Annotated in this window: 28 protein-coding genes; 12 read left to right on the forward strand and 16 right to left on the reverse strand. The window is 72.5% G+C overall.

What is annotated here, in order from left to right:
* Positions 1 to 170: 170 nt before the first annotated feature.
* Positions 171 to 1,451, reverse strand: coding sequence for a D-alanyl-D-alanine carboxypeptidase family protein (locus A3CQ_RS0107225; RefSeq protein ID WP_020510254.1), 1,281 nt, complete (start codon positions 1,449 to 1,451; stop codon positions 171 to 173).
* A gap of 319 nt (positions 1,452 to 1,770) precedes the next feature.
* Between A3CQ_RS0107225 and A3CQ_RS0107230 the strand changes: the two genes are divergently transcribed.
* Both A3CQ_RS0107230 and A3CQ_RS0107235 read left to right on the forward strand, forming a co-directional pair.
* Positions 1,771 to 3,123: a ferredoxin reductase family protein gene (locus tag A3CQ_RS0107230; RefSeq protein WP_020510255.1), complete on the forward strand. Its 1,353-nt coding sequence runs from the start codon at positions 1,771 to 1,773 to the stop codon at positions 3,121 to 3,123.
* Positions 3,124 to 3,179: 56 nt separating this feature from the next.
* Positions 3,180 to 4,103 (forward strand): polysaccharide deacetylase family protein, encoded by a 924-nt coding sequence (locus tag A3CQ_RS0107235; protein ID WP_020510256.1) that lies wholly within the window; start codon positions 3,180 to 3,182, stop codon positions 4,101 to 4,103.
* Here the strand turns inward: A3CQ_RS0107235 and A3CQ_RS0107240 are convergent.
* The 6 genes from A3CQ_RS0107240 to A3CQ_RS63580 all read right to left on the reverse strand — a co-directional run bounded on the left by A3CQ_RS0107240 (position 4,100) and on the right by A3CQ_RS63580 (position 6,675).
* Positions 4,100 to 4,774, reverse strand: a complete 675-nt coding sequence (locus tag A3CQ_RS0107240) for a phosphoribosyltransferase (RefSeq protein ID WP_245577106.1) — start codon at positions 4,772 to 4,774, stop codon at positions 4,100 to 4,102. The genes A3CQ_RS0107235 and A3CQ_RS0107240 overlap by 4 nt on opposite strands.
* On the reverse strand, positions 4,750 to 5,397 hold the full coding sequence (locus A3CQ_RS0107245; RefSeq protein WP_020510258.1) for a dienelactone hydrolase family protein: 648 nt from the start codon (positions 5,395 to 5,397) through the stop codon (positions 4,750 to 4,752). The genes A3CQ_RS0107240 and A3CQ_RS0107245 overlap by 25 nt, the downstream gene beginning before the upstream one ends.
* A 95-nt stretch (positions 5,398 to 5,492) precedes the next feature.
* Complete coding sequence (locus tag A3CQ_RS0107250; RefSeq protein ID WP_020510259.1) at positions 5,493 to 5,768, reverse strand: YciI family protein; 276 nt, start codon at positions 5,766 to 5,768, stop codon at positions 5,493 to 5,495.
* Entirely contained in the window at positions 5,765 to 6,232 is a 468-nt protein-coding gene (locus tag A3CQ_RS0107255) for an SRPBCC family protein (protein WP_020510260.1), read from the reverse strand. The genes A3CQ_RS0107250 and A3CQ_RS0107255 overlap by 4 nt, the downstream gene beginning before the upstream one ends.
* On the reverse strand, positions 6,216 to 6,539 hold the full coding sequence (locus A3CQ_RS0107260; protein ID WP_026205420.1) for an ArsR/SmtB family transcription factor: 324 nt from the start codon (positions 6,537 to 6,539) through the stop codon (positions 6,216 to 6,218). Before A3CQ_RS0107260 ends, A3CQ_RS0107255 begins: the two co-directional genes overlap by 17 nt.
* Before the next feature lie 13 nt (positions 6,540 to 6,552).
* Positions 6,553 to 6,675, reverse strand: a complete 123-nt coding sequence (locus A3CQ_RS63580) for a hypothetical protein (protein WP_281171443.1) — start codon at positions 6,673 to 6,675, stop codon at positions 6,553 to 6,555.
* A 16-nt stretch (positions 6,676 to 6,691) separates the two neighbouring features.
* Here A3CQ_RS63580 and A3CQ_RS51815 point away from each other — a divergent pair, with 16 nt between their 5' ends.
* Positions 6,692 to 6,940 carry a hypothetical protein gene (locus A3CQ_RS51815; RefSeq protein ID WP_157295479.1) on the forward strand — a complete coding sequence of 83 codons (249 nt, stop codon included), beginning with the start codon at positions 6,692 to 6,694 and terminating at the stop codon, positions 6,938 to 6,940.
* Here A3CQ_RS51815 and A3CQ_RS51820 read toward each other — a convergent pair.
* Positions 6,937 to 8,133, reverse strand: a complete 1,197-nt coding sequence (locus tag A3CQ_RS51820; RefSeq protein ID WP_020510264.1) for an MFS transporter — start codon at positions 8,131 to 8,133, stop codon at positions 6,937 to 6,939. The two genes, A3CQ_RS51815 and A3CQ_RS51820, sit on opposite strands and share 4 nt — an antisense overlap.
* A gap of 356 nt (positions 8,134 to 8,489) precedes the next feature.
* Here A3CQ_RS51820 and A3CQ_RS60565 point away from each other — a divergent pair, with 356 nt between their 5' ends.
* The gene (locus A3CQ_RS60565) at positions 8,490 to 9,143 is read left to right on the forward strand and encodes a DUF5317 family protein (protein ID WP_157295481.1); all 654 of its coding nucleotides are present in this window, start codon (positions 8,490 to 8,492) and stop codon (positions 9,141 to 9,143) included.
* A 334-nt stretch (positions 9,144 to 9,477) separates the two neighbouring features.
* Here A3CQ_RS60565 and A3CQ_RS0107300 read toward each other — a convergent pair whose 3' ends face one another.
* The gene (locus tag A3CQ_RS0107300) at positions 9,478 to 9,945 is read right to left on the reverse strand and encodes a PNPOx family protein (protein ID WP_026205421.1); all 468 of its coding nucleotides are present in this window, start codon (positions 9,943 to 9,945) and stop codon (positions 9,478 to 9,480) included.
* A gap of 129 nt (positions 9,946 to 10,074) precedes the next feature.
* Here A3CQ_RS0107300 and A3CQ_RS51830 point away from each other — a divergent pair, with 129 nt between their 5' ends.
* The gene (locus A3CQ_RS51830) at positions 10,075 to 10,365 is read left to right on the forward strand and encodes a response regulator transcription factor (protein ID WP_020510269.1); all 291 of its coding nucleotides are present in this window, start codon (positions 10,075 to 10,077) and stop codon (positions 10,363 to 10,365) included.
* On the opposite strand, the gene A3CQ_RS0107310 is transcribed toward A3CQ_RS51830, so the two are convergent.
* Both A3CQ_RS0107310 and A3CQ_RS0107315 read right to left on the reverse strand, forming a co-directional pair.
* Positions 10,355 to 11,098 carry an SDR family NAD(P)-dependent oxidoreductase gene (locus tag A3CQ_RS0107310; RefSeq protein WP_020510270.1) on the reverse strand — a complete coding sequence of 248 codons (744 nt, stop codon included), beginning with the start codon at positions 11,096 to 11,098 and terminating at the stop codon, positions 10,355 to 10,357. The two genes, A3CQ_RS51830 and A3CQ_RS0107310, sit on opposite strands and share 11 nt — an antisense overlap.
* Positions 11,099 to 11,152: 54 nt before the next feature.
* Positions 11,153 to 11,671 carry a hypothetical protein gene (locus A3CQ_RS0107315; protein ID WP_020510271.1) on the reverse strand — a complete coding sequence of 173 codons (519 nt, stop codon included), beginning with the start codon at positions 11,669 to 11,671 and terminating at the stop codon, positions 11,153 to 11,155.
* Positions 11,672 to 11,749: 78 nt separating this feature from the next.
* Between A3CQ_RS0107315 and selA the strand changes: the two genes are divergently transcribed.
* Genes selA through A3CQ_RS0107330 form a run of 3 tightly spaced genes read left to right on the forward strand, consistent with a single transcriptional unit; the run spans position 11,750 to position 16,881 of the window.
* Positions 11,750 to 13,054 (forward strand): L-seryl-tRNA(Sec) selenium transferase, encoded by a 1,305-nt coding sequence (gene selA / locus A3CQ_RS0107320; protein WP_020510272.1) that lies wholly within the window; start codon positions 11,750 to 11,752, stop codon positions 13,052 to 13,054.
* Positions 13,042 to 14,892: a selenocysteine-specific translation elongation factor gene (gene selB / locus A3CQ_RS0107325; RefSeq protein ID WP_020510273.1), complete on the forward strand. Its 1,851-nt coding sequence runs from the start codon at positions 13,042 to 13,044 to the stop codon at positions 14,890 to 14,892. The genes selA and selB overlap by 13 nt, the downstream gene beginning before the upstream one ends.
* A 42-nt stretch (positions 14,893 to 14,934) precedes the next feature.
* Positions 14,935 to 16,881: a phosphocholine-specific phospholipase C gene (locus A3CQ_RS0107330; protein WP_020510274.1), complete on the forward strand. Its 1,947-nt coding sequence runs from the start codon at positions 14,935 to 14,937 to the stop codon at positions 16,879 to 16,881.
* On the opposite strand, the gene A3CQ_RS0107335 is transcribed toward A3CQ_RS0107330, so the two are convergent.
* Positions 16,868 to 17,632 carry an SDR family oxidoreductase gene (locus tag A3CQ_RS0107335; RefSeq protein WP_020510275.1) on the reverse strand — a complete coding sequence of 255 codons (765 nt, stop codon included), beginning with the start codon at positions 17,630 to 17,632 and terminating at the stop codon, positions 16,868 to 16,870. The genes A3CQ_RS0107330 and A3CQ_RS0107335 overlap by 14 nt on opposite strands.
* 75 nt (positions 17,633 to 17,707) lie before the next feature.
* On the opposite strand from A3CQ_RS0107335, the gene A3CQ_RS51835 reads away from it, so the two are divergent.
* Positions 17,708 to 18,598: a sigma-70 family RNA polymerase sigma factor gene (locus A3CQ_RS51835; RefSeq protein WP_020510276.1), complete on the forward strand. Its 891-nt coding sequence runs from the start codon at positions 17,708 to 17,710 to the stop codon at positions 18,596 to 18,598.
* Here the strand turns inward: A3CQ_RS51835 and A3CQ_RS0107345 are convergent.
* A complete protein-coding gene (locus A3CQ_RS0107345) occupies positions 18,528 to 18,941 on the reverse strand; it encodes a RidA family protein (protein WP_026205422.1) in 414 nt (137 codons plus the stop codon). The two genes, A3CQ_RS51835 and A3CQ_RS0107345, sit on opposite strands and share 71 nt — an antisense overlap.
* A 71-nt stretch (positions 18,942 to 19,012) precedes the next feature.
* Between A3CQ_RS0107345 and A3CQ_RS0107350 the strand changes: the two genes are divergently transcribed.
* On the forward strand, positions 19,013 to 19,906 hold the full coding sequence (locus A3CQ_RS0107350; protein ID WP_020510278.1) for a LysR family transcriptional regulator: 894 nt from the start codon (positions 19,013 to 19,015) through the stop codon (positions 19,904 to 19,906).
* On the opposite strand, the gene A3CQ_RS0107355 is transcribed toward A3CQ_RS0107350, so the two are convergent.
* Both A3CQ_RS0107355 and A3CQ_RS0107360 read right to left on the reverse strand, forming a co-directional pair.
* The gene (locus A3CQ_RS0107355; protein ID WP_020510279.1) at positions 19,903 to 20,997 is read right to left on the reverse strand and encodes an ABC transporter ATP-binding protein; all 1,095 of its coding nucleotides are present in this window, start codon (positions 20,995 to 20,997) and stop codon (positions 19,903 to 19,905) included. The genes A3CQ_RS0107350 and A3CQ_RS0107355 overlap by 4 nt on opposite strands.
* A 159-nt stretch (positions 20,998 to 21,156) precedes the next feature.
* A complete protein-coding gene (locus A3CQ_RS0107360; RefSeq protein ID WP_020510280.1) occupies positions 21,157 to 22,737 on the reverse strand; it encodes a purple acid phosphatase family protein in 1,581 nt (526 codons plus the stop codon).
* Positions 22,738 to 22,830: 93 nt separating this feature from the next.
* Here A3CQ_RS0107360 and A3CQ_RS51840 point away from each other — a divergent pair, with 93 nt between their 5' ends.
* Both A3CQ_RS51840 and A3CQ_RS0107370 read left to right on the forward strand, forming a co-directional pair.
* On the forward strand, positions 22,831 to 23,247 hold the full coding sequence (locus A3CQ_RS51840; RefSeq protein WP_020510281.1) for a DUF1801 domain-containing protein: 417 nt from the start codon (positions 22,831 to 22,833) through the stop codon (positions 23,245 to 23,247).
* Between the two features lie 6 nt (positions 23,248 to 23,253).
* On the forward strand, positions 23,254 to 24,540 hold the full coding sequence (locus A3CQ_RS0107370) for an outer membrane protein assembly factor BamB family protein (protein ID WP_020510282.1): 1,287 nt from the start codon (positions 23,254 to 23,256) through the stop codon (positions 24,538 to 24,540).
* Positions 24,541 to 24,557: 17 nt separating this feature from the next.
* On the opposite strand, the gene A3CQ_RS0107375 is transcribed toward A3CQ_RS0107370, so the two are convergent.
* The gene (locus tag A3CQ_RS0107375; RefSeq protein ID WP_026205423.1) at positions 24,558 to 25,286 is read right to left on the reverse strand and encodes a hypothetical protein; all 729 of its coding nucleotides are present in this window, start codon (positions 25,284 to 25,286) and stop codon (positions 24,558 to 24,560) included.
* Positions 25,287 to 25,292 lie beyond the last annotated feature (6 nt).

Below are 25,292 nucleotides of genomic sequence, written 5' to 3' on the forward strand. Positions count from 1 at the left end.
AGGGACACCCCTTCCTCTGGACATCAACGCCCAGTTTCAAGGTGTCCACACCTCCGGGGAAGATCAGGACGGCTCAGGCGCGGGTCGGTGTGGGCCGGGGTGTGCGCAGACTGGGCGGGCGCGGGGACGGGGATGAGCCCGCTCGGCGGGTTGCTCGGGTGGGAGGGTGGCTAGGGGCGGCGGGTCAGTTTCCACCAGAAGGTTGGGGGGGTTGTTGCTGCGTCTGTGGTCAGGTCCACGCGTACGCCTGCGGCTTGGATTGAACCCACCACCTGGCCGAAGGCTACGTTCGCGGCTGGGGAAATGCGGGTGGTGTTGACTTTGAAGGTCATGCCGGGCCAGCCGACCACCTTGAGGGGGGCCGCCGGGCTGATGGTCACGGTGGAGCCCCAGGCGGTCTTGACGTTGCCGGAGGGCTGGTCGGGGAGCAGGGTGTACTCCTTGACGGCCGTGCGGACGGCGGTCAGCAGCTTGCGGACCACGCGGTTGACCTGGGCCAGCTGCTCGGGGGTGTGCGCGCCGGGCTGGTTGAAGACGGCGCCGACCAGGGTGAGGGTCTTGCCGCCCACCTGGAGGTGAGCGGCGAAGACCAGGTTGCCGCCCGCCTCGCCGGTGGAGCCGGTCTTGATGCCGAAGACGCCCTGTTCACCCAGGAGGTCGTTGTAGTTCTTGATGGTTCCGGCGACCGGGATGGTGGCCTTCTCCTGGGCGACGATGCCGGCGAAGACCGGGTCCTTCAGGGCGGCGCGGCCGAGGATCACCTGGTCGGCGGCGGTGCTCACGGTGCTCGGGAGGAAGCCGCTCGGGTCGGTGTAGTGGGTGTTGGTCATCCCTAGCTCTTCGGCGGCGTCGTTCATCTTGGTCAGGAAGGCGTCCTGGGAGCCGGCGTCCCAGACTCCGAGCATGTGGGCGACGTTGTTGGCCGAGGGGAGCATCAGGGCCTCCAGGGCCTCGCGCTCGGTGATCTTCTCGCCGGCCGCTACCGGGACCAGGGACTGGCCGGACGGGATGCGGGACTGGTAGTCGGACACGTCGGCGCCGGTGACCGTGATGGTGGGGCCCTCGTCGTCGCCCTTGAGCGGGTGGTTCTTGAGGATCAGGTACGCGGTCATGACCTTGGCGACGCTGCCGATCGCCTCGGGGTCGTTGTCGCCGGAGCCGCCGACCCGGCCCATCCCCTCGATCATCAGCTCGGCCGAGCCGGCCTTGGGCCACGGGAGCGTGGGGGCCTTGCCGGGGATGCGCAGGGTGGTGGCGACCGTGGTGGTGAGGGTGGCGGCGGGGAGGTCGCGGTTGAGCTGCACCGCCGTGCCGGAGCCGATCAGCGCCAGGAAGAGCACGATCGGGAGAACTACGGCCAGGAGGAGACGCTTGCGCTTCTTCGGCGTGGGTGGCGGTGGATCCGGCCGGAACGGCGCGGCCTGCGGCTGCGGGACGGGCGGCGGCGCCATGCCTGGGACGGATGCCTTGCCGGCTGCCGCAGACCCGCCGTAGACCGTGCCACCCGCCGGTCGCGGGGGAACGGGAACCCGGGCCGACCCGAACGCCGGCGACCCGCCGCCCGACATTTCGGTTTTGTCCGGCCTCGTGCCCTCGTCCGGCATCCCGGTCCACCCCTCCTCGCCCGCCCGGCCACCCCGGACGCCCGCCCAGTATTCCCGGCCCGCGCCAACTCCCGGCAACGGTCTTGTCAGCTCCGGGATTGCGCCCGGAACCTCAGTCCGCTACCTGTGGTACACGCCGGCAACGCCAGGAGCGGGGAGATATCGGATGATCGCCGTGAGCCAACCCCAGACCCACAGCGCCACGACCGCCCGGAGCGCCCATATCGTCCTCTGGATCTTCTTGATCGCCAACCTGGCGATCGTGGAGCTGATGTTCGCCACCGCGAGTCCGCCGGCGCACAACACTCTCACCTCGATCGGGCGCTTCCTCGGCCTGCACCTCGCCTTCGTGATGGCGCTGCAGCTGCTGCTGATCGCCCGGCTGCCGTTCCTCGACCGCCGGATCGGGATGGACAAGCTCACCACCTGGCACCGCTGGACCGGCTTCACGCTGTTCTGGCTGGTTCTGCTGCACCCGACGTTCGTGCTGCTCGGGTACTCCCAGCTCGACAAGATCTCGTTCCTGGGCGAGATCCCCAACCTGGCCGGCCAGACGCCCGTGCTGCTCGGCATGATCGCCGCGGGGCTCCTGGTCGTGGTGGCCGCCACGTCCCTGCGTGCGGTGCGGCGCCGGGTCTCCTACGAGCTGTGGCACACCCTGCACCTGGTGGTCTACGTGATCGTGGCGCTCGGCATCATCCACCAGATGTACGAGGGGTCCGCCTTCAAGACCAACGTCTTCACGCAGGTGTACTGGTGGGGTCTGTGGGCGTTCGCCCTGATCGCCCTGTTCACCGGCCGTTTCCTGCTCCCGGTGCTGCGCAACGCCCGGCACCAGCTCAAGGTCGCCGCCGTGGTCCCCGAGGCCGACGACGTGGTCTCCGTCTATCTCACCGGGCAGAACCTGCACCGCCTCGACGCGCGGGCCGGCCAGTTCTTCCTCTGGCGCTTCCTCGGCCACAACCCGTGGTGGCAGGTCAACCCCTTCTCGCTGTCGGCCGCGCCGGACGGCCGCTCGCTGCGCCTGACCGCGAAGGGCATCGGCGCCACCAGCGCGGGCTTGCGCCGCCTTCCGCTCGGCACCCGCGTCTTCGCCGAGGGGCCGTACGGCGCGTTCACCGCCGGTCAGCGGGCCACCGACAAGACGCTGCTGATCGCCGGCGGCATCGGCGTGACGCCGATCCGCGCCCTGCTCGAGGACGAGCGCCTGACCGGCGACATCGTCGTTCTCTACCGGGTCCACTCGGCCGCCGACGCCGTCCTTCACGGGGAGATGCAAAACCTTGCGTCCGTACGCGGAGCGACGCTGCACCTGCTCACCGGCCGCACCGGCACCGGTACTCCGCCGGTGGCCCCGTTCAGCCCGGAGAACCTGTCCGCCCTGGTGCCGGACATCGTGGAACGGGACGTGTTCGTCTGCGGGCCGGCCGGGATGACCGACGCCGTGCTGCGGTCGCTGCGGGTCCTGAAGGTGCCGGCCCGGCAGCGGCATGCGGAGACCTTCCGGCTGGCCAGTTGACCGCTTTCCCCCGTACGCCCGCTGTGGGGTTGCTTTGACCCGGTAGGGTGCCGCGCGTGATCAAGGTGTCGCGGCGGCGGGTGGCCCTGGGGGTCGTCTGCACCGGTCTGGTGCTGCTTCCGGCGGTGGTCGGCTGGAGCACCGGGCGAACGTTGCGCCACACCGCCACCCCGGCGGTGTCGCCGTCGACGATCGTGCCCTCGTTCTCCCCCGCGCCCCTGCCCGTTCTGTCGGCCTCCCCCACGCCCACCGGCCCGTCCCTGCCGCCGGGGATGGCGCCGCCGGTCGGGTGGAAGCTCAGCGACGTCCCGGTCTTCCCGCCGGCTCCCGCGCCGGAACCGATCGTCCTGCCCGAGGGCGACGAGGTTCCGTTCCTCTCCCGGGTGCCGGTGACCCGGCCGGTCGCGTTCCTCACCATCGACGACGGCTACCTGAAGAACCCCGAGGCGCCGAAGCTGCTGGCCGCGGCCGGCATTCCGGTGACGCTGTTCCTCACCACCGACGCCATCCAGGACAACGTGCCGTTCTTCGACAACCTGCGCAACTACGGCGCGGTCATCGAGTCGCACACGATCTCCCACCCCGAGCTGAGCGGCCGCGGGTACACCTTCCAGAGGCACCAGATCTGCGACGGCACCGACCGGCTCGAGCAGTGGTACGGGCGGCGGCCCGTGCTGTTCCGCCCGCCGTTCGGCGACAAGGACTCGACGACGCTGCGGGTCGCCAAGGAGTGCGGGCTGCGGGCGGCCTTCATGTGGAAGGAGACCGTCGACAAGGGGATCGTCCGCTACCAGGAGGGCAAGCGGATCCAGCCGGGCGACATCATTCTCATGCACTTCCGGCCGGCGTTCGTGAAGGACTTTCTCGCCGCGCTGCGCGCGATCCACCAGGCGGGGCTGACGCCGGCGCTGCTCGAGGACTATGTGCCGCTCGGCTCTTTTCAAACCCCCGGCGCCCGTACGCCCGGAGCCCAGTCCTAGGCGTGCGCGAAGCCCCGCATCGCGGCGTCCACGTCCTCGTCCGTGAGCTGGTGGAAGTCGTCGTACCACTGGCCGACCGCGCGGAACTCGGGCGGCGCGCTCAGGCAGACCACCGCGTCTGCGTCGCCTTCGGCGGAGAGGGCGTCGCGGGCCTGCGGCGCGCAGACCGGCGCGGCCAGGATCGTGCGGCGCGGCGACCGGCCGTGCAGCCAGCGCAGCGCGGCCCGGGCCGTCGCGCCGGTGGCCAGCCCGTCGTCGACCAGGATCACCGTGCGGCCGGCGGCGACCGGCGCCGGGCGCCCGGCCCGGTAGCGGCGCACCCGCCGGGCCAGCTCGGCCCGCTCGGCGTCGACCGTGGCCGACAGGTCGTCCGCGGTGATGCCCAGGTGGGCGAGGGTCCCCTCGTCGAAGACCGGCGGGCCGTCCTCGGCCACCGCGCCCACCCCGAACTCGGGACGGCCCGGCGCCCCGATCTTGCGGGCCAGCACGATGTCGAGATCGCCGCCGAGCCGGGCCGCGACCTGCACGCCGATCGGCACCCCGCCGCGCGGGAGGGCCAGCACCAGCGGGCGCGAATGGTCGGACTCCAGGCGGTGGGCGAGCTCGGCGGCGAGCAGGCGGCCCGCCTCGTCCCGGTCGGCGAACATCAGCGCAGGTGCGTCGCGAACCATGTGCCGGCCTCCTCGGCCACGATCTCCAGGGCGCCCGGCTCCTCGAACAGGTGCGTGGCCCCCGGCACGACGCGCAGCTCGGCCCGGACGGTCATCGCGTTGCGGGCCTGCTCGTTGAGCTCGACCACCGGGATGTCCCGCTCCCCCACGAGCATGAGCGTAGGCGCTTCGACCTGGATCAGGGCCGGTCCGGCCAGATCCGGGCGCCCGCCGCGGGAGACCACCGCCTGCACCCGGTCCGGCCGGCCGGCCGCGGCGACCAGGGCGGCGGCCGCGCCGGTGCTGGCGCCGAACAGGCCGATCGGCAGGCTGCGCGTCGCCTCGTCCTCGCCGAGCCAGTCGACCAGGCCGATCAACCGCTCGGCCAGCCGGCCGATGTCGAAGCGCAGGTCGCGGGTGCGGGCGTCCACCACCTCCTCCGGGCGGGTGAGCAGGTCGACCAGCAGTGTGCCCAGCGCCCGGCGGTTGAGCTGGGCGGCGACCATACGGTTGCGGGGGCTGTGCCGGGAGCTGCCGCTGCCGTGGGCGAAGACGACGACGCCGTGCGCGCCCGGCGGCAGGAGCAGGTCCCCCTCCAGCTCGGTACCCGCGGTCGGGAAGATGGTCGTGGTCACCGTGGTCATGCCGGCCCCCTCCGGGCGCGCCCTCGTCGAGCTACGGAGTACCCGCTCGCGGCGGTCCCATACGTCCGACTTGTCGAGTGCGCGCCCCGGGGCGCTCAGGAGTAGAGGTCGTTCCAGTCGCGGATCTCGTGCCGCCGGACGACGCCGCCCAGCACGAACGGGTCGCCCTCGATGAACTTCTCGGCCGCCTCGCGGCTGGTGAAGACGGCCATCGAGCCCTGGGCCTGCGGGTCGCCGAACGTGCCGACCATCAGCAGGTCGCCGGCGGCGTGGAACTCGTCGAGCCGGGCCTTGTGCGCCGGGAACAGCGGCGGCGCCTTGGTCGCGACGTCGTCGGCCGACTCGTAGAAGGCCACCGCGTACCTGGTCACTTGTTCGCCACCGTGGCATAGGCGGCGAGCGTCGCGCCCCAGGCGCCCTCGCCCTGGAACGTCTCGCGCATGGCGGCCGCGTCGGCGCCGAACGCGTCGAGGTCGCGGTGCTCGAGCCGGACGCGGGTGCGGTCGTCGCCCTCGGGCTCGAAGTGCACCTCGACGGTGGTGACCAGGTCGTCGTGGTACTTCCAGTCCGCGCCGATCTGCCAGGTGACGACCAGGCGCCCGGGCGGTTCCCAGGCGTGGACGAAGCCGGTGTACGTCTCGGTGCCGTCCTCGTGCTTCGTGTACCACCGGCCGCCCGTACGCGGCTCGATGATGATCTCGGAAATCGGCGCCGAGCCGATGTGGTGCTCCGCCGGCCACCACGTGGTCATGTCCGCGGTGAACAGCTCGAAGGCCCGAGCCGGTGGCACGTCGACGACGACCTCCCGGCGGACCGCGTCAGTGGTCCCGATCATGGTCTTGTCCCTTCCTGGCGTGTTGCTGAAACGCGGCGAGCGACCGCTCCCAGTACCCGTCGAGGTGCGCCCGGAGCGCCGCCAGGCCGTCCGGATCGACCGAGTAGAGGCGCCGGGTGCCCTCCTGCCGGTCGGTGACGAGACCGACCTCCTTGAGGACCTTGAGGTGCTGGGAGACGGCCGGGCGGCTCACCGGCAGGACGTCGGCGAGCTGGCCGACCGCGAGTGGTCCGTCGGTCAGCCGCTCGAAGATCGCCTGCCGGGTGGGGTCACCCAGCGCGGTCAGCATCGCGGTTGCGTTCGTCATGGCTTACGGTAAGCTACGGCTTACCGAAGGCGGCGTCAAGCAGGCTCGTGACCCGGATGCCGAACTGCGCGGTTTCGGCCGCGGCTGCCTCGACGAGAGCTTCGAGCGCCCACTTGGAACCGGAGTAGGTGCTCATCAGCGGGGTGGTGATGATGCGGCCGAGAAGGCTGGACCCGGATCCCGCGAACGCGGCGCACCGGCGTGCGCGCGAGAGCAAATTGCGCCACGCGCGCTTGTTCGCGGACCTGGCCGGTGAGCTCGGCGCCCCCGACCCCGAGCGACTCGGCGACCTGCTCGCCCTGCTCTACGACGGCGCGCCGGCCCGCGCGCAGGTGCTCGACGATGTCGCGCCGCTCGAGCACGCCCGGCAGATGGCGGCAATGCTCCTCGACGACATCTAGACGACGGCGGCAGTTACCGGGCTTCTGCGCTCGACGGTCAGCGCGCGCGACAGCAGGGGGCGGACCAGGGCCAGCGTGGCGATCACGCCCAGGCCGGAGATGATGAGCAGGCCGCGGCCGCCGACCGCGCCCAGCAGTGCGGCGCCGCCGACGTAGGCGAGGATCTCCGCCGCGTACGGGAAAAGGTAGATGGTTCCGAAGACGGTGCCGAGGCGGTCCGATGGGACATGGCGCTGGACCAGGGTGTCGGCGGCGACGTTGTGCCAGCCGGCGCCGGCGCCCGCGAGCGCCTGTCCGGCGACGGCGAGGGTGACCGCGTAGCTCACGCCCGTCAGCAGCGTTCCGGCGCCGAGCACCAGCAGGGAGGCGTACAGGATCAGGTCGGTCCGGATGCGGTCGGCGCCGCGGGCGATCAGGAGCGGGCCGGCGACCATGCCGGCGCCGTAGGCCGAGGTGAGCAGGCCGACGGCGACCGGGCCGGCGCCGAGGCCGTCGCGGACCAGGGGCACCACGGCCACGTTGTCGAGGGCGGCGAACGTGACCAGCATCAGGAAGCCGCAGGCCACCGCGCGGACGACCAGGTTGTGGCGGACCACGCCCAGCCCGTCGCGCAGCACCTGCCGGAACGGCTCGGCCGCCGCGGCGCCGCGCCGGGCGAGCGGGTGCAGTCCGGCCACGAGCGCCGCCGAGACGAGGAACGTGGCCACGTCGACGAGCAGGGTCGGCGTCAGGCCCACTGTGGACAGCAGCACGCCGCCGAGCGCGGGACCGGCCGCGAAGCCGATGTTGACGCCGACGGCCAGGCGCGCGTTCGCCACGCCGAGCCGGTCGCGGCCGACCAGCTCGGGCAGCAGGCTGCGGCCGGCCGGCGTGAACGTCGTCGCGGCGACCGCGGCCGCCGCGACCAGCGCCAGCAGCACCGGCAGGGACGGGCTGAGCAGGGCGATCGCCGTGTAGAGCACGGCCTGGGTCAGGTCGCAGGCCACGATGATGCGGCGCTGGTCGAACCGGTCGGCGAGCGCGCCGAGGGCCGGGCCGAACAGCCGCGGCACCGTGGCGGCGAGCAGGAACAGGCCGACGGCGACGCCGCCGTACCGGTCGAAGACGGCGACGAGCAGGGCGGTCCGGGCGATCTGGTCACCGGCGTACGAAATGAGCCGGGCGGTCCAGTAACGATGAAATGCCGCGTTCATGAAAGGCCCCCGTGATTGGCGTTTCCCGCAAGGCATTGTTACCCGCGATCGGCCGGAATTCGGTGTCGGGTTCGCTACAGCTAATTGCTTCTTCCCGCCAGGGCCGGCCTGAGCTATGGTCGTCCACATCGGAATTCGGAACGCTTGTCACTGGGGGATCAAATGATCAAGCAAGCGCACACCCGCACGTCCACCTGGGCCGGTCCGACCCGCACCTGGGCTGGCCCGACGCGCACCTGGGCCGGCCCGACCCGCTAGGCCCTCCTCCCGCAATTCGCCGGTGGTCCGGCCGTGCCCCTTTGCGGGCCCGGCCGGGCCATAAAAGACTGCCCTTTTGTCGCGGGAATGGACTGACCATGTCACTTCGCTTCGCGATTCTCATGGCCGCGCCACCGATTGCCGGCGCGGCACTCGGATACCTTTCCGGCGGGCGTCTCGGCGGCCTGCGCACCATTCCGGTACGGGCCTTGTGGCTCGTCTGGCTGGCGGCGGCCGCCCAGCTCGCCCAGTACTACGTGCCCGGCCTGCACGGCGCTCCCGCGCTCGCCGTCGTCTTCGGCGCCGTGCTGGCCTGGCTGGCCCTCAACCTGCCGCGCTGGCCCGCGGCCGCTCGCGTCGCCGGAGTGGTGATCGTCCTCGGCGCCTCACTGAACGGCCTGGCCATCGCCCTCAACGGCCGCATGCCCTACGACGCCCGGGCCGCCGTCGCCGCCGGCCTGCCCGCCGGCGACGAGACACCCAAGAACGTCGCCGCGACCGGCCGCACCCGGGCCGCCGTCCTCGGCGACACGATCCCGCTGGTTCCGCTACGTGCCCTCATCAGTCCCGGCGACATCCTGATCGGGGGCGGCGCCTGCGCGTTCGTCCTGATCGCGATGCGCCGTTCCGATCGGAGACACCGTGACCCTCTCCTGGCCGCGCCTGACGCTGGCGCTGTTCACCCTGGCCACCCTGGCCCTGCTGATCTACACGATCGGCGCCCCGCACGAGCAGGGCGGCTGACCGCATGACGCTCTCGTTGCGACGCATCACACTCGCAGTTCTCACCCTGGCGACGTTCGGCCTGCTCCTCTACACCGTCGGCGCACCCTACACACACGGAGGCTGACCTCATGACGCTCTCGCTGCGGCGCATCACGCTCGCGCTCTTCACGCTCGCGACACTCGCCCTGCTGCTCTACACCGTCGGCGCACCCCACACCCACGGAGGCTGAACCCATGACACTCTCGCTGCGGCGCATCACGCTCGCGCTCTTCACGCTGGCGACACTCGCCCTGCTGCTCTACACCGTCGGCGCCCCGCACGAGCACGGCGGCTGACGCCCTCTGCGGCCGGCCGCGGGGTCAGCGAAGGGTCAGGCGGAAGGCCCTCGCGCCCGCGGCCCACGCCAGCCGCAGGTCGTCCCGATCGGGATTGCCGCGCTCGTCCATGGCGATCTGGTTGAAGCGGGCGAATTGGTGGTTGTCGCGGGCCATGACGGCGTACTCCTCGACCACGGCGTCCTCGTCGGTGAAGACGACAACGTCCGCCATTTGTCGCCGGCCCTTGAAGCGGACTTCCACCGGGACACCGGTGCGCAGATTGCGGCCCCACCCGAACGGCGTCCCGATCAGGAGAGCGCCCTCGTGCGCGGTGTAGGCGACCGGAACGGCGTAGTGCTTCCCGGACTTGCGGCCCACCACGTACACCGTGATCAGGCGCTTCCCGACGCCACGGGACAGCAGCGGCACCCGCAGCAGCCCCCGCACGATCCGGTTCGCGAGGCCTTGCCAAGCAAGGGTCTGAGCCCTGGCCTCTGTGCTATCCGCCATACGGCGACTCTCCCGCACGGCCGATGCCTCCGCAAGCAGACGACGGGAGCGGCCGCGGGTTCCTGCTCAAGGACGTGCGACGGGACGACTCGTCCACGCCGTCCGGGCGAGTCGCTGCTCGCTCCCTCGGTGACCCGGCGGCTGGTCGAGCTGTTCGCGTCGGGCGCCGCGGCGCGCCCGCTGCCGGCGCGGCGGTTGTCCGTGCTGACCACCCGTGAACGCGAGACGCTCCGGATGCCGGCGCTGGGCATGTCCAACTCGGAGATCGCCGCCGCCATGGGCGTCAGCCCGTACACCGCGAAGACCCACGTCAGCAACGTGCTCACCAAGCTCGGCCTGCGCGACCGCGACCAGGCCGTGATAACCGCCCACGAGACCAGGCTCGTGGTGGCCGGCCGTCAGGAGAACCCTAGATGCTGAAACCGCCGTCGACGTTGACGGTCGCGCCGGTCAGGTAGCGGCCGTCGTCGCTCACCAGGAACGCGACCGCCCCGGCGATGTCGCCCGGCCGGGCGTAGTGCCCGAGCGCGGTGAGGCCGCTGATGGCCGCCGCGTCCGGGCCGTTCGCCGGGTTGAGGTCGGTGTCGGTGGGGCCGGGGTTCACCAGGTTGACGGTGATGGCCCGCGGGCCCAGCTCCCGGCCGAGCGCCTTGGTCAGCCCGATCAGCGCCGTCTTGCTCATCGAGTACAGGGCGAACCCGGGGAAGACCGCCCGCTCGGCCACGTTGCTGCCGATGTTGATGATCCGGCCCCCGGCCGCCATGTGCCGCACCGCCGCCTGCGAGGCGACGAACGGCGCCCGCACGTTGACCGCCACGGTCTCCTCGAACTCGGCGAGCCCGAGCTGCTCGATCGGGCCGAGCAGGAACGTCCCGGCGTTGTTGACCAGAATGTCGAGCCGGCCGATCGACGCGGCGGCCTCGTCGACGGCCGCGGTCACCGCGCCCGGGTCGGCGCTGTCGGCCCGCACGACCACCGCCCGCCGCCCGAGCGACCGGATCCGCGCCGCCACCTCTTCCGCGCGCGCCGCGTCGTCCCGGTAGGTCAGCGCGACGTCGGCGCCCTCGGCGGCGAGCCGCTCGGCGACCGCCGCCCCGATGCCGCGCCCGCCGCCGGTGACCAGCGCGCCCTTGCCCTCAAGTCCAAATCCCATGCCCCGAGCCTGCTGGATCGGGCCCGGCCGGTCTGGCGGAGATCGGACGCGGCGCTAGCCGCAGAGTTTGTCGCCGGGGGCGCACACGTCAAGGCGCCACGGGAACGTGAACGACTGCTGCTGGCCGGCGGAGGTGTATTCCAGGACGAAGCTGTCGACCACCGTCGAGACCGCGGACAGCTGGTGGATCCGGAGCTGCAGGAAGGCCATCGACGCCAGCTCCGCGTCGGTGGCGCCGCGGCCCGAGCCCGGGCACCGGTGCGAGACCACCGCGCCGGTGGCCAGCGTCGTTCCGGGGGCAGCGCCGGTCACGATGGCGAAGCCGTCCACCCGCAGCGAGCCGGCGACGACGTGCGGCACGACCCGGTCGACGGTGGCCGTGCCCGCCCGGTCGAGGCAGAAGGCGACCTGCCCGGCGCTGCTCACCAGCCGGGTCGCGCCGCCCGGCACGTCGGGCAGCTTGCCGCCCGAGGTCACCCCGAACGGTGTCACGATCAGCGCGCAGCCGGGCGCCGTCCCGCACGAGGCCAGCAGAAAGGCGGCCAGCGGAACGAACGCTGAGACGAGACGCATCCGAGGATGATGTCACTTCCACAGTGGACCTGACGCGGATGACGCGCTCAACGACCCGCGAACGGTTAGGTTCGAGTCATGACGGATCCGCGACGGCGCGTCCCCCGTACCGACGTGGTGCTGGCCGACCCCCGATTGGCCGACGCCGCCGGACGGCTGGGACGCGCGGCCGTCAAGGCCGCGGTGGCCGGCGCCCAGCAGCGAGCCCGCGCCGGGGAACTGCCCCCGGGCGAGGTGGCCGACGCCGCCGTGCGCGCCCTGCCGGCGACGGCCGGCGGTCTGGCCACGGTCCTCAACGCGACCGGCGTCATCCTGCACACCAACCTGGGCCGGGCCGCCCTCTCGACGGCGGCCCGGGAGGCGATCCAGGCCGCGGCCGGCCACACCGACGTCGAGCTCGACCTGCACACCGGCCTCCGCGCCCGCCGGGGCCGCGGCGCGCTGAACGCCCTGCGCGACGCCGTTCCCGACGCGGCCGACGTGCACGTGGTCAACAACGGCGCCGCCGCCCTGGTCCTCGCGGCTACCGCCCTGGCCGCCGGCAAGGAGATCATCGTCAGCCGCGGCGAGATGGTGGAGATCGGCGACGGCTTCCGCCTGCCCGAGCTGCTCGAGTCGACCGGCGCACGGCTGCGGGAGGTCGGTACTACCAACCGAACGTCCGTCGAGGACTACGAAAAAACCATCAGTCCGGACACGGGATTCATCCTGAAGGTCCATCCGTCCAACTTCGTCGTCACCGGCTTCACCGGCGAGGCGGCCGTGGAAGACCTGGCGACGCTGCGGGTCCCGGTCGTCGCCGACATCGGCTCCGGCCTGCTGAAACCCGACAGCCTGCTGCCCGGAGAGCCCGACGCCACCACCAGCCTCCGCAAGGGCGCGTCGCTGGTCACGGCCAGCGGCGACAAGCTGCTCGGCGGCCCCCAGGCCGGTCTGATCCTCGGCGACGCCACCTTGATCGAGCGCCTGCGACGCCATCCCCTCGCCCGCGCGCTCCGCGTCGACAAACTGACCCTCGCCGCCCTCCAGGCCACCCTGACCGGCCCCGAGACACCCACCTGGCAGGCCCTTCGCATCGACGGACGCGAGCTCAAGGAACGCACGCGCCGGGCGGCCGATCGTCTGGCCGAGGCCGGCGTCGAGGTCACGCTCGTCGCATCCAAGGCCGTCGTGGGTGGCGGTGGCGCGCCCGGCATCGAGCTCCCGTCGTGGTCACTCTCCTTACCGCAGACGTACGGGGTGTTCCTGCGCACAACCGCACCGATCGTGGTGGGACGTGTCTCGCGCGACCGGCTCCTCCTCGATCTGCGGTGCGTGCCCCCGGAGTCCGACGACCAGGTCGTCGCCGCGGTCCGCGAGGCCGCCCGCGCATGCACGTCATAGCCACCGCCGGCCACGTCGACCACGGCAAGTCCACCCTGGTCCGCGCCCTGACCGGGATGGAACCGGACCGCTGGGCCGAGGAGCGCCGCCGTGGTATGACCATCGACCTCGGCTTTGCCTGGACCATTCTGCCGTCGCAAAGGACAGTCGCTTTCGTCGACGTCCCCGGCCACGAGCGCTTCGTCCCCAACATGCTGGCCGGGGTCGGCCCGGTCCCCGCCGCCCTGATGGTCGTGGCCGCCGACGAGGGCTGGATGCCGCAGTCCGCCGAGCACCTGGCCGCCCTGCACGCCCTGGACGTGCGCCACGCCCTGCTGGTCGTCACCCGCTCCGACCTGGCCGATCCCGCGCCCGCCACCGCCCAGGCCCGGGCCGAGCTGGCCCGCACCAGCCTCGGCCCGGCGGTCGAGGCGGTCGCGGTCAGCGGCACCACCGGCGCCGGACTCGACATCCTGCGCGCCGCGCTCGACCGCCTCATCGACCGCCTGCCCCCGCCGGACACCGAGTCCCCGGTCCGCCTGTGGATCGACCGCGCCTTCACCATCAAGGGCGCCGGCACCGTGGTCACCGGCACGCTCGGCGCGGGCCGCCTCCGCCCCGGCGACGAGCTGGTCCTCGGCACCGGCTCCGGCAGCAGCGGCGGAGGCTCTGGCCGCCTCGGAGGCTCCGGAAGCGGCGGCTTCGGCGGCTCCGGAAGCGGCGCCGGCACGGTTCGGGTTCGCGGCCTGCAGACCCTCGGCGCGCCGGCCGACGAGGTGACCGCGGTGGCCCGCGTCGCCGTCAACCTGCGCGGGGTCGACCGCGACCGGGCCGCCCGTGGCGACGCCCTGCTCACCCCGGGCCGCTTCCGCGCGACCGACCTGATCGACGTCCGCGTTCACGGCGACCCGGTGGCCGACCTGCCGCGGACGCTCACCCTGCACCTCGGCTCGGCGGCGGTCCCCGTCCGGGTCCGTCCCCTGGGCGCCGACACCGCCCGCCTGCGCCTGTCCCGCCCGCTCCCGCTGCGCCTGGGCGACCGGGCCCTCCTGCGCGACCCCGGCCGCCGCCACGTGGCCGGCGGCGTCACGGTCCTCGACGTCGCCCCGCCCGGCCTCACGAGACGAGGCGCGGCCGCGGCCCGGGCCGCCGAGCTGGAGGGCCTGGACGGCACCCCCGACCTCGCCTCCGAGCTGCGCCGCCGCCTCCTGATCCGCCGCGCGGACCTCACCGCCATGGGCGTCCCCGCCGACGCGACGCCGGTGGCCGGCGACTGGCTCGCCGACCCCGCTCACTGGGCGTCCCTCGGGCGGCGCCTGGTCGAGGAGGTGGCCCGCCACCACGATGAGAACCCGCTCGTGCCCGGCGCCCCGGTGGAGGCGCTGCGGCACCGCCTCGGCCTCCCCGACCGCGCCCTGGTCGAGGCCCTGGTCGCGGCACCGCTGACGCTGCGCGGCGGCCGGGTCCACGGCGCGGGGCACGACCTCCCCGCCGAGCTGCGGGACGCCGTCGACCGCGCGTTCCGCGACCGGCCGCCGTTCACCGCGCCCGAGGCGTACGACCTCGTGGAATTGGGTCTGGGAAGCCGCCAGCAGGCGGCGGCGGTCCGGGCCGGACTCCTGATCCAGCTGGCGCCGAATGTCGTTCTGCGCGCCGACGCGCCCGACCGCGCGGCCCGCGAGCTCGCCCGGATCGGCCGGCCGTTCACGCTGAGCGAGGCCCGCCAGGCCCTCGGCACCACCCGCCGCGTGGCCGTTCCCCTGCTCGAGCTGCTGGATCGCCGCGGGCTGACCCGGCGCCTGGCCGACGACCGGCGGATCACCCAGGAGATCGCAGACCCACAGGAGAACTTCGCCTGACCGCCGCCCGCCGTTTCCGTGCGCGCGCGAACACTGTCCGGCATGGACCGGATCAATCGTCGTGGATTCCTCGGGCTGGCCGCCGGCGCGACCGCCATGACCGCCCTCTCGCCGAGCATCGCCCGGGCCGCGGCCATCCCGGCCGACCGCCGCACCGGCACGATCGCCGACGTCGAGCACATCGTCGTCCTCATGCAGGAGAACCGCTCGTTCGACCACTACTTCGGCTCGCTCTGCGGGGTGCGCGGCTTCGGCGACCGCACGCCGGTGACGAAGCCGGACGGGGAGTCGGTCTGGCACCAGGACGGGGTGCTGCCGTTCCACCCGGACATCGACGACCTGGGCCTGGCCTTCCTGGAGGACCTGCCGCACGGGTGGAACGACGGGCACGACGCCTTCAACGGCGGGAAGTACGACCGGTGGGTGCCGGCCAAGTCGGCGACCACGATGGCGTACCTGACCCGCGAGGACATCCCGTTCCACTACGCGCTGGCCGACCAGTTCACGATCTGCGACGCGTACCACTGCGCCCTGATGGGTCCGACCGACCCGAACCGCTACTACATGTGGACCGGGTACACGGGCAACGACGGGAAGGGCGGCGGACCGGTCGTCGCCAACGACGAGCTCGGCTACGACTGGACGACCTACCCCGAGCGGCTCGAGGCCTCCGGCGTCTCCTGGAAGATCTACCAGGACGAGGGCGACGGGCTGGACGGGCCCGGTTTCTGGGGCTGGACCTCCGACCCGTACATCGGCAACTACGGCGACAACTCGCTGCTCTACTTCGACAACTACCGCAATGCCGCGCCCGGCTCGCCGCTCTACCAGAAGGCCCGCACCGGCACCAACCTCAAGTCCGGCGACGACCTGTTCCGGATCCTGCGCGAGGACGTCGTGGGCGGCAAACTGCCGAAGGTGTCGTGGGTCGTCGCGCCCGAGGCCTACACCGAGCACCCGAACTGGCCGGCCAACTACGGCGCCTGGTACATCGCGAACGTGCTCGACGCGCTGACCGCCGACCCCAAGGTGTGGGCGCGGACCGTCCTGCTGATCACGTACGACGAGAACGACGGCTTCTTCGACCACATGGTCCCCGGCTACCCGACCCCGGGCAACTCCACGGTCGACCTGCGCGACGAGTTCCTGCCCGCCGCCAACGGCTACGTCGCCGGCCCCTACGGCCTGGGCCAGCGGGTGCCGATGCTGGTCGTCTCGCCCTGGAGCACCGGGGGTTACGTCTGCTCGGAGGTCTTCGACCACACCTCGATCGTGCGGTTCATCGAGAAACGGTTCGGCGTGCGCGAGCCGAACATCTCGCCCTGGCGGCGCGCGGTCTGCGGCGACCTGACCGCCGCCTTCGACTTCGGCAAGACCCGGCCGTCACCGCCCCGGCTCCCGGACACCTCCGGGTACGCCCCGGCCGACCGCGACCGGCATCCCGACTACGTGCCGACGCCCCCGGCCGACCCGGAGTTGCCCCGCCAGGAGCGCGGCCTGCGCCCGGCCCGGCCGCTCCCCTACGACCTGGCCGCCGACGCCCGCTTCGCGAAGGGCGAGCTGACCATCACGTTCGCGAGCCGGGGCCGGGCCGGCGCGGTCTTCCACGCGACCACGGCCGGCGGGGAGCCGCGCACGTTCACCGCGGCGGCTCGCACCCACCTCTCCGGCTCCTGGCCGGCCGCCGCCGACGTCACCGTGCACGGCCCGGACGGGTTCCTGCGCCGGTTCCGCGCGGCGGGGGTCGAGGCCACGACCCGGCAGGGGCGGCTCACTTTGGCGAACCCCTCGTCGCGGCCCGCGCGGGTCATCCTCACCGATGCGTACGGCGGGGAGCGCACGGTGATCCGGCTGAACCCGGGTCAGTCGCAGGTCCGTCATCTGCCGCTGCGCAGCGGCTGGTACGACATCTCGATCACCAGCGACCTCGACCCTGTTTATGTGCGGCGCTTGGCCGGGAACGTCGAACCGGGCTTCAGCCAGCCCTGACTTTGAGGAAGTCCTCCCAGGTCACGGTGCCGAGGTCGGCATCCCGGCCCGGGAGGACCGCGCCGCCGCGCACGGCCTTGTAGGCGCCGCCGGCCGCGCGCACGGACAGCACCGCCCGGCGCCGGCCGGTGGCGCGCAACCAGATCCGGAAGAGCTCGGCCATCGCGTACACCCGCGGCCCGGCCAGATCGGGCCGCAGACCGGACGGCTCGCCCCGCACGAGGTCGACCAGCCGCCGCGCCACCTCGGCCGTCTCCACCGGCTGGAAGCGCACCCCGGCCAGCGCCGGCATCACCGGCAGCTTCGCCGCGCCCTCGGCCACCTTCCAGGTGAGGTCGTGGAACTGGGTCGCGCGCAGCGTCGTCCACGGCAGCCCCGACTTCTCGATGACCACCTCGGCCGCCCGCTTCTGCTGGAAGTAGCCGAACATGCCCCGGTCGACGGCGCTGCGGACGGGGATCCGCTCGCACCCGACCACGGAGATGTAGACGATGTGCGGCTTCTGGGAGCGGTTTGCCGCGCGTACGAGCTGAAGGGCTTTTTGTTCGTCGTTTTTCGCACTGCCCGCCAGGTGCAGCACGACGTCGACCCCGTCGAGGGCCTCGTCGAGCCCCTGCCCGGTCTCCAGGTCGCCGGTGAACTGGCCCGGCCGGGTCTGCCTGGTCAGGATCCGCAGGTCGGCGCCGGTCTCCCGGAGGAGCGGAACGACGTGCTGCCCGAGCGTGCCGGTGCCGCCGGTCACGAGAATCATGAGTTGGTCCCTCCTACCATTCGTCGTTTCCTGCGTCTGACACGCGGCGGGGCGAGAATGTGACCGATGCCCGGGATGACGGAGGAGTTCGAGGTGGAGCGGCCGCGGCTGCGCGCCGTGGCCTACCGCATGCTCGGCTCGCTCAGCGAGGCCGACGACGCGGTGCAGGAGGCGTGGCTGCGCGCGGAACGGGCCGGGGACGACGATGTGGAGAATGTGCCCGGCTGGCTCACGACGATCGTCGGCCGAGTCTGCCTGAACGTGCTGCGCGGGCGGCGGGCCCATCCCGAGCTGCGGATGCCCGATCCGGTGGTGAGCCTGCCGTCCGGCCCCGACCCCGAGCAGCAGGCCCTGCTCTCCGACGAGGTCGGCCTGGCGCTGATGGTCGTGCTCGACACGCTCGGTCCGGACGAGCGGCTGGCGTTCGTGCTGCACGACCTGTTCGCGGTGCCGTTCGACGACGTCGCCGTGCTGCTCGAGCGCTCACCGGCCGCGGCACGGCAGCTGGCCAGCCGGGGGCGGCGGCGGGTGCGCGACCAGGCGCCGGCCCCCGATCTCGACCTGTCCCGCCAGCGGGCGGCCGTCGACGCCTTCTTCGCCGCCGCCCGCGACGGCGACTTCGACCGGCTGGTCGCGGTGCTGCACCCCGACGTCGTGCTGCGCGCCGACGGCGGGCCGGACCGGCCGAGCTTCACCGCGGTGCTGCGCGGCGCGCGCGACATCGCCGGGCAGGCCACCGGCTTCGGCAAGTTCGCGCCTTACGCCTGCCCGGCCCTGGTCAACGGCGCGGCGGGCCTGGTCATGGTGGCGGGCGGGCGCACGCTCACGGTGATGGCCCTGACCGTCCGGGACGACCGCATCGTCGCGATCGACGTCCTCAACGACCCGGCGCGGCTCAAGACCTTGCCGGTGCCGCCGCTGTCACCTCGACCTCCAGCACCGCGCCCGGCAGGAAGAGCTTCGTGACCTCGACGGTGGTGCTGGCCGGCGGCGGTGTCGCCGTGAATCTGCGGCTCCGCACCGCGCCGTAGGCGGGCAGGTCGCCGAGGTCGGTCATGAACGTGCGGATGTGCAGCACGTCGTTCAGCGTGGCGCCGTGCGCCTCCAGCAGGCCTTCGATGATCTCGAAGATCCGCTCGGCCTGCGCGCCCGCGTGGTGCGGCGCGACGACCTGGCCGTCGTCGTCGACCGCTACCTGCCCGGCCAGCATCAGGAGCGCGCCGTCTCCCAGGTCGAGCCGGGCCACGTGCGCGAACCGGTCCCCGAACGGCGCGGCGACGGTCTTCGGGTTGTCCAGGGTCAGCCTCATGACGGCCACGCTAGGTCTTCCGCTGCGATGCGACCAGCGAATGTCCGGCATGGCTGGCATGCTTGGCCGGCATGGATACCCAGCTGCTCGAGGTGTTCCGCACGGTCGCCCACCTCGGCTCGATCACCGCGGCCGCCCGCCGCCTGCGCTTCACCCAGTCGGCGGTCTCGCGGCAGATCGTCGCGCTGGAGGCGGAGCTGGGCAGCCGGGTCTTCGACCGGCTGCCGCGCGGGGTCGCCCTGACCGAGGAGGGTCGCGCCCTTCTGCCGTACGCGTCGCAAGTGTTGGATGGTCTGACCAGCGCCCGCCGCGCGATGGACGAGGTTCGCGCACTGGGCAGCGGGCGGTTGCGGGTCGGCGCGTTTCCCACCTCGGTCGCGACGCTGGTGCCGTCGGCGCTCGCCGCCTTCCGGTCGGCGTACCCGGACGTGAGTTTGACCCTGGTCGAAGGTCTGACCCCCAGACTGTTGGAACGACTGGCCGCGGGCGAGGCGGACGTGGCCGTGGTGAGCTCGTCACCGGCCGGGCCGGTCGACCGGGCCCGCTTCGACCTGCACCACTTGCTCGACGAGCCGATGCTGGTCGCGGTCGCTCGCGGCCATCCGCTGGCCCGCCGCCGGACGGTCCGGCTGGCCGATTTGGCCGGCGACGCGTTCATCGCCGGCTCGGCCACCGCCGAGGAGACGCTGCTGCGGGCCTCGCTCCCGTCCGGCTTCCGCCCCCGCATCGAGATCACGGCGGCCGAGTGGACCGGCAAGCTGGGCTGCGTCGCCGCCGGCCTTGGCGTGGCGCTGCTGCCCGCGCTCGCGGCCGGTCGCGTGCCGCCGGGGATCGCTGTGCTGCGCCTGCACCGCGACGACGAGTCGATCCGCCACATCTACGCGGCCACGCCGGCGGGGCGCACGAGCCCGCCGGCGGTCACCCACTTCCTCGAGCACCTGCGGACCGCCGCCGCCCGCTTCTAGTCCGGCAGCCGCTCGCCCGTCGTGGCGTGGAACGCGTGGTGGGAGCCGGCGCGCGGCTTGACGTACGCGATCTCGCCCAGGTCGGGGGTGTCGCGGGACTCGACGCGGACCACGAAGCGCTCGTCGTGCCCCTCGAGGGCGACGGTGCCGTAGACGTACGAGTCGGAGCCGAGCTCCTCGACCAGGTCGACCGTGATGGGCATGCCGCCGTCGCCGGGCCCGACGAGTTCCGTGTGCTCGGGCCGGAAGCCGATGGTGACGTGCTGGGTGCCGTCGGCCCGCGCGGCGTCGACCTGGTCGCGGGTCAGCGGGATGATCATGTCGGCGAAGGCGGCCCCGTCGTCGGTGAGCGGGACGGTCTTGATGTTCATGGCCGGCGAGCCCATGAAGCCTGCGACGAACACGTTGGTCGGCCGGTCGTAGAGGGCGCGGGGGGTGTCGACCTGCTGCAGCAGCCCGTTGTCCAGCACGGCGACGCGATGGCCCATGGTCATCGCCTCGACCTGGTCATGGGTGACGTAGACCGTGGTGACGCCGAGCCGGGCCTGCAGGGTGGCGATCTGCGAGCGGGTCTGCACCCGCAGCTTGGCGTCGAGGTTGGACAGCGGCTCGTCCATCAGGAACACCCGGGGCTGCCGGACGATCGCCCGGCCCATGGCGACCCGCTGGCGCTGGCCGCCGGAGAGCGCCTTCGGCTTCCGGTCGAGGTACGGCTCCAGCTGCAGGAGGGCGGCGGCCTCCTTGACGTCCCGCGCGATGACGTCCTTCGGGGTGTGCCGCAGCTTCAGCGCGAACGCCATGTTCTCGCGCACGGTCATGTGCGGGTACAGCGCGTAGTTCTGGAAGACCATGGCGATGTCACGGTCCTTGGGCGGCAGGTTCGTGACGTCCCGGTCGTCGATGAAGATCGCGCCGGCGTCGACGTCCTCCAGTCCCGCGAGCATCCGCAGCGCCGTCGACTTGCCGGACCCCGAGGGCCCGACCAGGACGAGGAACTCCCCGTCCGCGATGTCCAGGTCGAGCGCGTCGACCGCCGGCCTGTCCGTGCCCGGGTAGATCCGGGTGGCTTTCTCGTACCGCACCGTTGCCATGACGACGTTGTCCCTTCGGCGCTTACATGACGCATCAAATGTTGCAACCGCAACGATAACGTCGATCTACCGCGCCGGGCCAAGACTGTTACGTCACAGGGCTCATGCCGTGCCGGCGGAGGGCGGGCGCGGACCGTGCGGTGCCGCGCCCGCCGTGGGTCAGCGGTGGCCGTCGGAGCGTCTGCGCTGCAGGGTGAACGTCTCCAGCGGGGCGATCTGGCCGTCCGGGATGGTGACGTTGTAGTAGGTGACGTAGATGCTGGTCGTGGCGCCCGGGGCGTGGCCCGGGTCGACCGTGAACGCGGCGAAGCCGTACGGATGCTCGGAATCCCGGAAACCGAGCCAGGGCGTGCCCTCGAAGGTGTAGGTCGACGGCCTCTTGCCGCCGCCGGCCGGCGGCGCGCCGACCGCGGTGATCACCTTGGCCTTGCCGAGCGGGAAGAACGCCTTGTTGGTGGTGCCGCTGACGCCGCCGCCGCCGAGCACCATGTGGGTGGTGCCCTTGGCCGACTCGATGAGCTCGGTGTTCGACGAGACCGGGTTCGGGGTGAGGGTCTCGCTGCCGGAGACGACGCCGCGCACCGGCAGGGAGCGCTCGTAGTCGTGCTCGTGCCCGCACACCACCAGGTCCACCTGGTACTTGTCGAACAGCGGGCCCCAGTTCTCGCGGATGCCCAGGTCGGACCCGTTGGCGTCGGACGAGCTGACCATCACCTGGTGCATGCACACGACGATCCAGTCGATGTCGCGCGACGACCGGGCCTGGGCCAGCTCCTTCTCCAGCCAGCGACGCTGCCCGCCGCCCGAGTAGCCGCTGACGTAGCTGTCGCCGCCGTCCTGCAGGGCCACGTCGTCGTTGTTGACCGAGATGACGCGGACCGAGCCGACGGTGAACGCGTACCAGAGGCCGGCCAGCTCGGGGTCGCTGCCGCTGGCCGGGAGCTTGAAGTACGTCTGGTAGGCGCTGAACCCGAGCGGTCCGTTGCCCTTCTCGTTCTCGTGGTTGCCGGCCGCCGGCATCCACGGGCGGTACCGGGCGGAGCGGGTGTTGTTGGCGAAGAACGCGTTCCACGTACGGGGCCGGTCGGGGTCCAGGTTCGCGTAGCAGAGGTCGCCGTTGAGCAGGTGGAACAGCGGGTCGACCTGCTCGATGCCGGACACGATGTCGGCGTTGGCCGGGGTGTTGTTGGCGTTCATCTGCGGCGTGAAGCCGCCCTTGCCGTCCGGCTGCCAGGTGACCGACGGCACCGACTGGTCGCCGAAGCTGGTGAAGGTGAAGGCCGACCGGCCGCGCGGCGCGGTCTGGAACGTGCCCGCGTCCGGCCGGCCGCCGTCGTGCAGGGACGCGTACGTGTAGTAGGTGCCCGGACGCAGCCCCGAGAGCGTCGCGTGGTGCACGTGGACGGTCTTGTTCGACACGGCGTCGGTGTAGACCCGGGTCTCGGCCGGTACGACTCGGCCGTGCCCGCCCTCGAGGGTGCCGTAGCTGACCCGCGGCCGGGCGACGTCCCGGTCGGTGGTCCAGGAGACGACCATCTGGGTGGCCGGGTCGGCGCCGAAGGTCAGGTGCAGGCCTTCGACCGGCGGCGCCCCGAGGCGCTCGGGCTTGGCCAGCAACAACGGAGAGGAGGCTTGGGCAGGCTGCCCGATCAGCGTGGCTCCGGACGCAGCGACGCCGGAGGCGCCGAGTGCGATCAGCGCGTTCCGGCGGCTGATCCCGGAGGTGACCTTTTCGCTCATGAGCGGGACGCTAGGACCGCCCCCGGCGCGTCAACACCACGTTTAGGTGCACATTGCAGGAACTTGCCGGGCCCGCGGCCTAGAATGCCGGGCATGACAGCGCCGACCGGGCAGTCGGTCGAGGAGTTTCTGGCGGCCGTGCCGAGCGAGACCCGGCGGTCCGACGCCCGCCGGCTCGCCGAGATCATGCGCGAGATCACCGGGGCGGAACCGGTGATGTGGGGGCCGAGCATCGTCGGCTTCGGGAGCTACCACTACCGGTACGACAGCGGCCGCGAGGGCGACAGCGCGCTGGCCGGCTTCTCACCCCGCAAGCAGCACCTGGTGGTCTACCTCGCGGGCGGCTTCGAGGAGCGGCACGCCTCGACACTCGCGCGGCTCGGACCGTACAAGGCCGGTAAGGGCTGCCTCTATCTGAAGAACCTCGACGACGTCGACCCGGCCGCCCTGCGCGAGCTGATCGACCGCTCGGTCCGGGTGCACCGAGGCGTCGATCGCGCCGGTTCCTGACCGGCGATGGCCCTGATCGACCTCGGCGACGCCGGGGCAGTCGCCGAACCGGCCGCCCCGCTGAACCTGGCGCGGCTGCGCCGGCTGGCTCTGGTCGTGCTCACCGTGGCCGGGCTGCTGGCTGTGGCCGGCTCCGTGCCATCGGCGCCGTCCCCCGTACGCCCGCTCTGGACGGCCGCGTTCCGGCCGGGCGACACCATGGCGCTGGACGGCCGGACCGTCTACCTGAACCGGACCGGCGCGGCCGGGGAGCCCGTCGTGTCCGCTTATGACCTGCGCACGGGCCGTCTGCGATGGAGCACACCGGACGATGCCGGGGTTGCCGACGACGGCATGCGCCTGGCCGGCGACGTGCTGCTGGTGCCCACCGCTCCTGGTCCTGGCGCGCAGTCGGGAGCCGGCACGCTCGCGCTGGACGCGGCAACCGGCGAGCAGCTGTGGCGGTCGGACGGCGAGGCGTCGCCGTCGGTGGCCGACGGGGACGTGCTGCTGGCCGAGACCGATCAGCTCGGGGTGACCACGGGGCTGCGCCTGGTGGGGTTGCGCGACGGCCGCGAGGTGTGGCGGCACGCGATCGCGCCGGCCGGGCAGTGGACCACGCTCGCCGAGGACGGCCGCCCGGCCTCGATCGTCACGGTGACCGACACCGGCGACGCCACGGTCTACGGGTACGCGGACGGCATCGTGCTGCACCGCGCCCGCATCCCCTGGAACGGGGTGTACAACGCGGCGCTCTCCGCGGCCGCCTCCTACCTGGTCGTGATACGCACGGCCTCCGCGCTGACCGCCGCCACCATCTACCGTACCGCCGACCTGCACCCGCTGTGGCGGTCCGAGGAACTGATCGGCTACGTCACCGGCTGCGGCGCGCTGATCTGCACGGCGGGCGTGCGGGGCGTGGCCGGCCGCGAGTCGACCACCGGCCGTGAGGTCTGGCGGCGCGACGACCTGAACTTCGTGTGGGACCTGGGCGGCGGGCGACTGCTGCTCTCGGCCGCCGCCAACCTGGCCTCGGCGACGACGGTGCTGGTCGACGCCGCCACCGGCCGGACGATCGGCCGCCCGCTCGGTGGTCAGCAGGCGTTCTCGGCCGGCGCGACCGGCTCGCTGTTGCTGCTTCGCGGAACCAGCAAACCACCCGAGCGTACGGTGGTCAGCCGGCTGGACCTGGCGACCGGCCGCCAGACCGCGCTCGGCAGCGTCGAGCGGGTCACCGAACAGGCCTGCCGGGGAACGCCCGGTTACCTGCTCTGCCCCCGCGGCGACACGCTGACCGTCACCGCCGTCGGCTGACCACCCGCGTCCGAGCCTCAGAGCTGGTGGTGCATCCAGACGTTTGGTTCGAAGTACAGACCACGGTCCGCCGAGAGGTCGATGTCCACCGTCGCGAGCCCGCCCGGGAACCAGTAGGCGCCGCTCTCGGGAAACGCGAGCCCGGTCCAACCCTCCCAGTCGGCCACCGTCGACGTGATGCGGAGGGATTGCTGCTCAGGCTTGAGAACGCCGGCTCCGAGTCGCTCGTGAACCCGCATCCACGGATCGAACAGCAAACCGTCCGGCCGTCTCCAGGTCGCGTAGCGGTCGATCGGCACGAGCGGGTAGCGCTCCTTGGCGCTCGGTCGCACCGGTGCGATGAGCGACTTGAAACCGTGGCGCCGCGCGATGCCGGACATCGCCATCAGCGCGCCGGCGCTCACACCTCGCCCCTGCACCGCTCGCGGGACGGCAACCAGCAGGGCGCACAGAACGTTGGGCTCCCGCCCGTCGAACCCGCGAATGAGCGCGCCGTCGATCCCCGGCGGGAGGCCGTCCGGCGTCCCGTCCCAATGAAGCGGGATCGAGCGCGCCCGGGCCAGGATCTGCTCATCGTCGCCGAGCAGGTGGAACTGGTATTCCGGCAGCTCCGCGGTCAGCCGCGGCCAGTACTCGTCCAGGACGTCGCCGTGGTTGTTGTACTCCGGCATCAGATCGCTCGTGCACTGCCATGCCTTCTCGCTGAGATCAGGCCGGTCGGCAACGGTGACAGCGACGCCCCTCATGGAAAC

The sequence above is a fragment of the Paractinoplanes globisporus DSM 43857 genome (genome assembly GCF_000379645.1).
In the GTDB taxonomy this organism is placed as follows: domain Bacteria; phylum Actinomycetota; class Actinomycetes; order Mycobacteriales; family Micromonosporaceae; genus Actinoplanes; species Actinoplanes globisporus.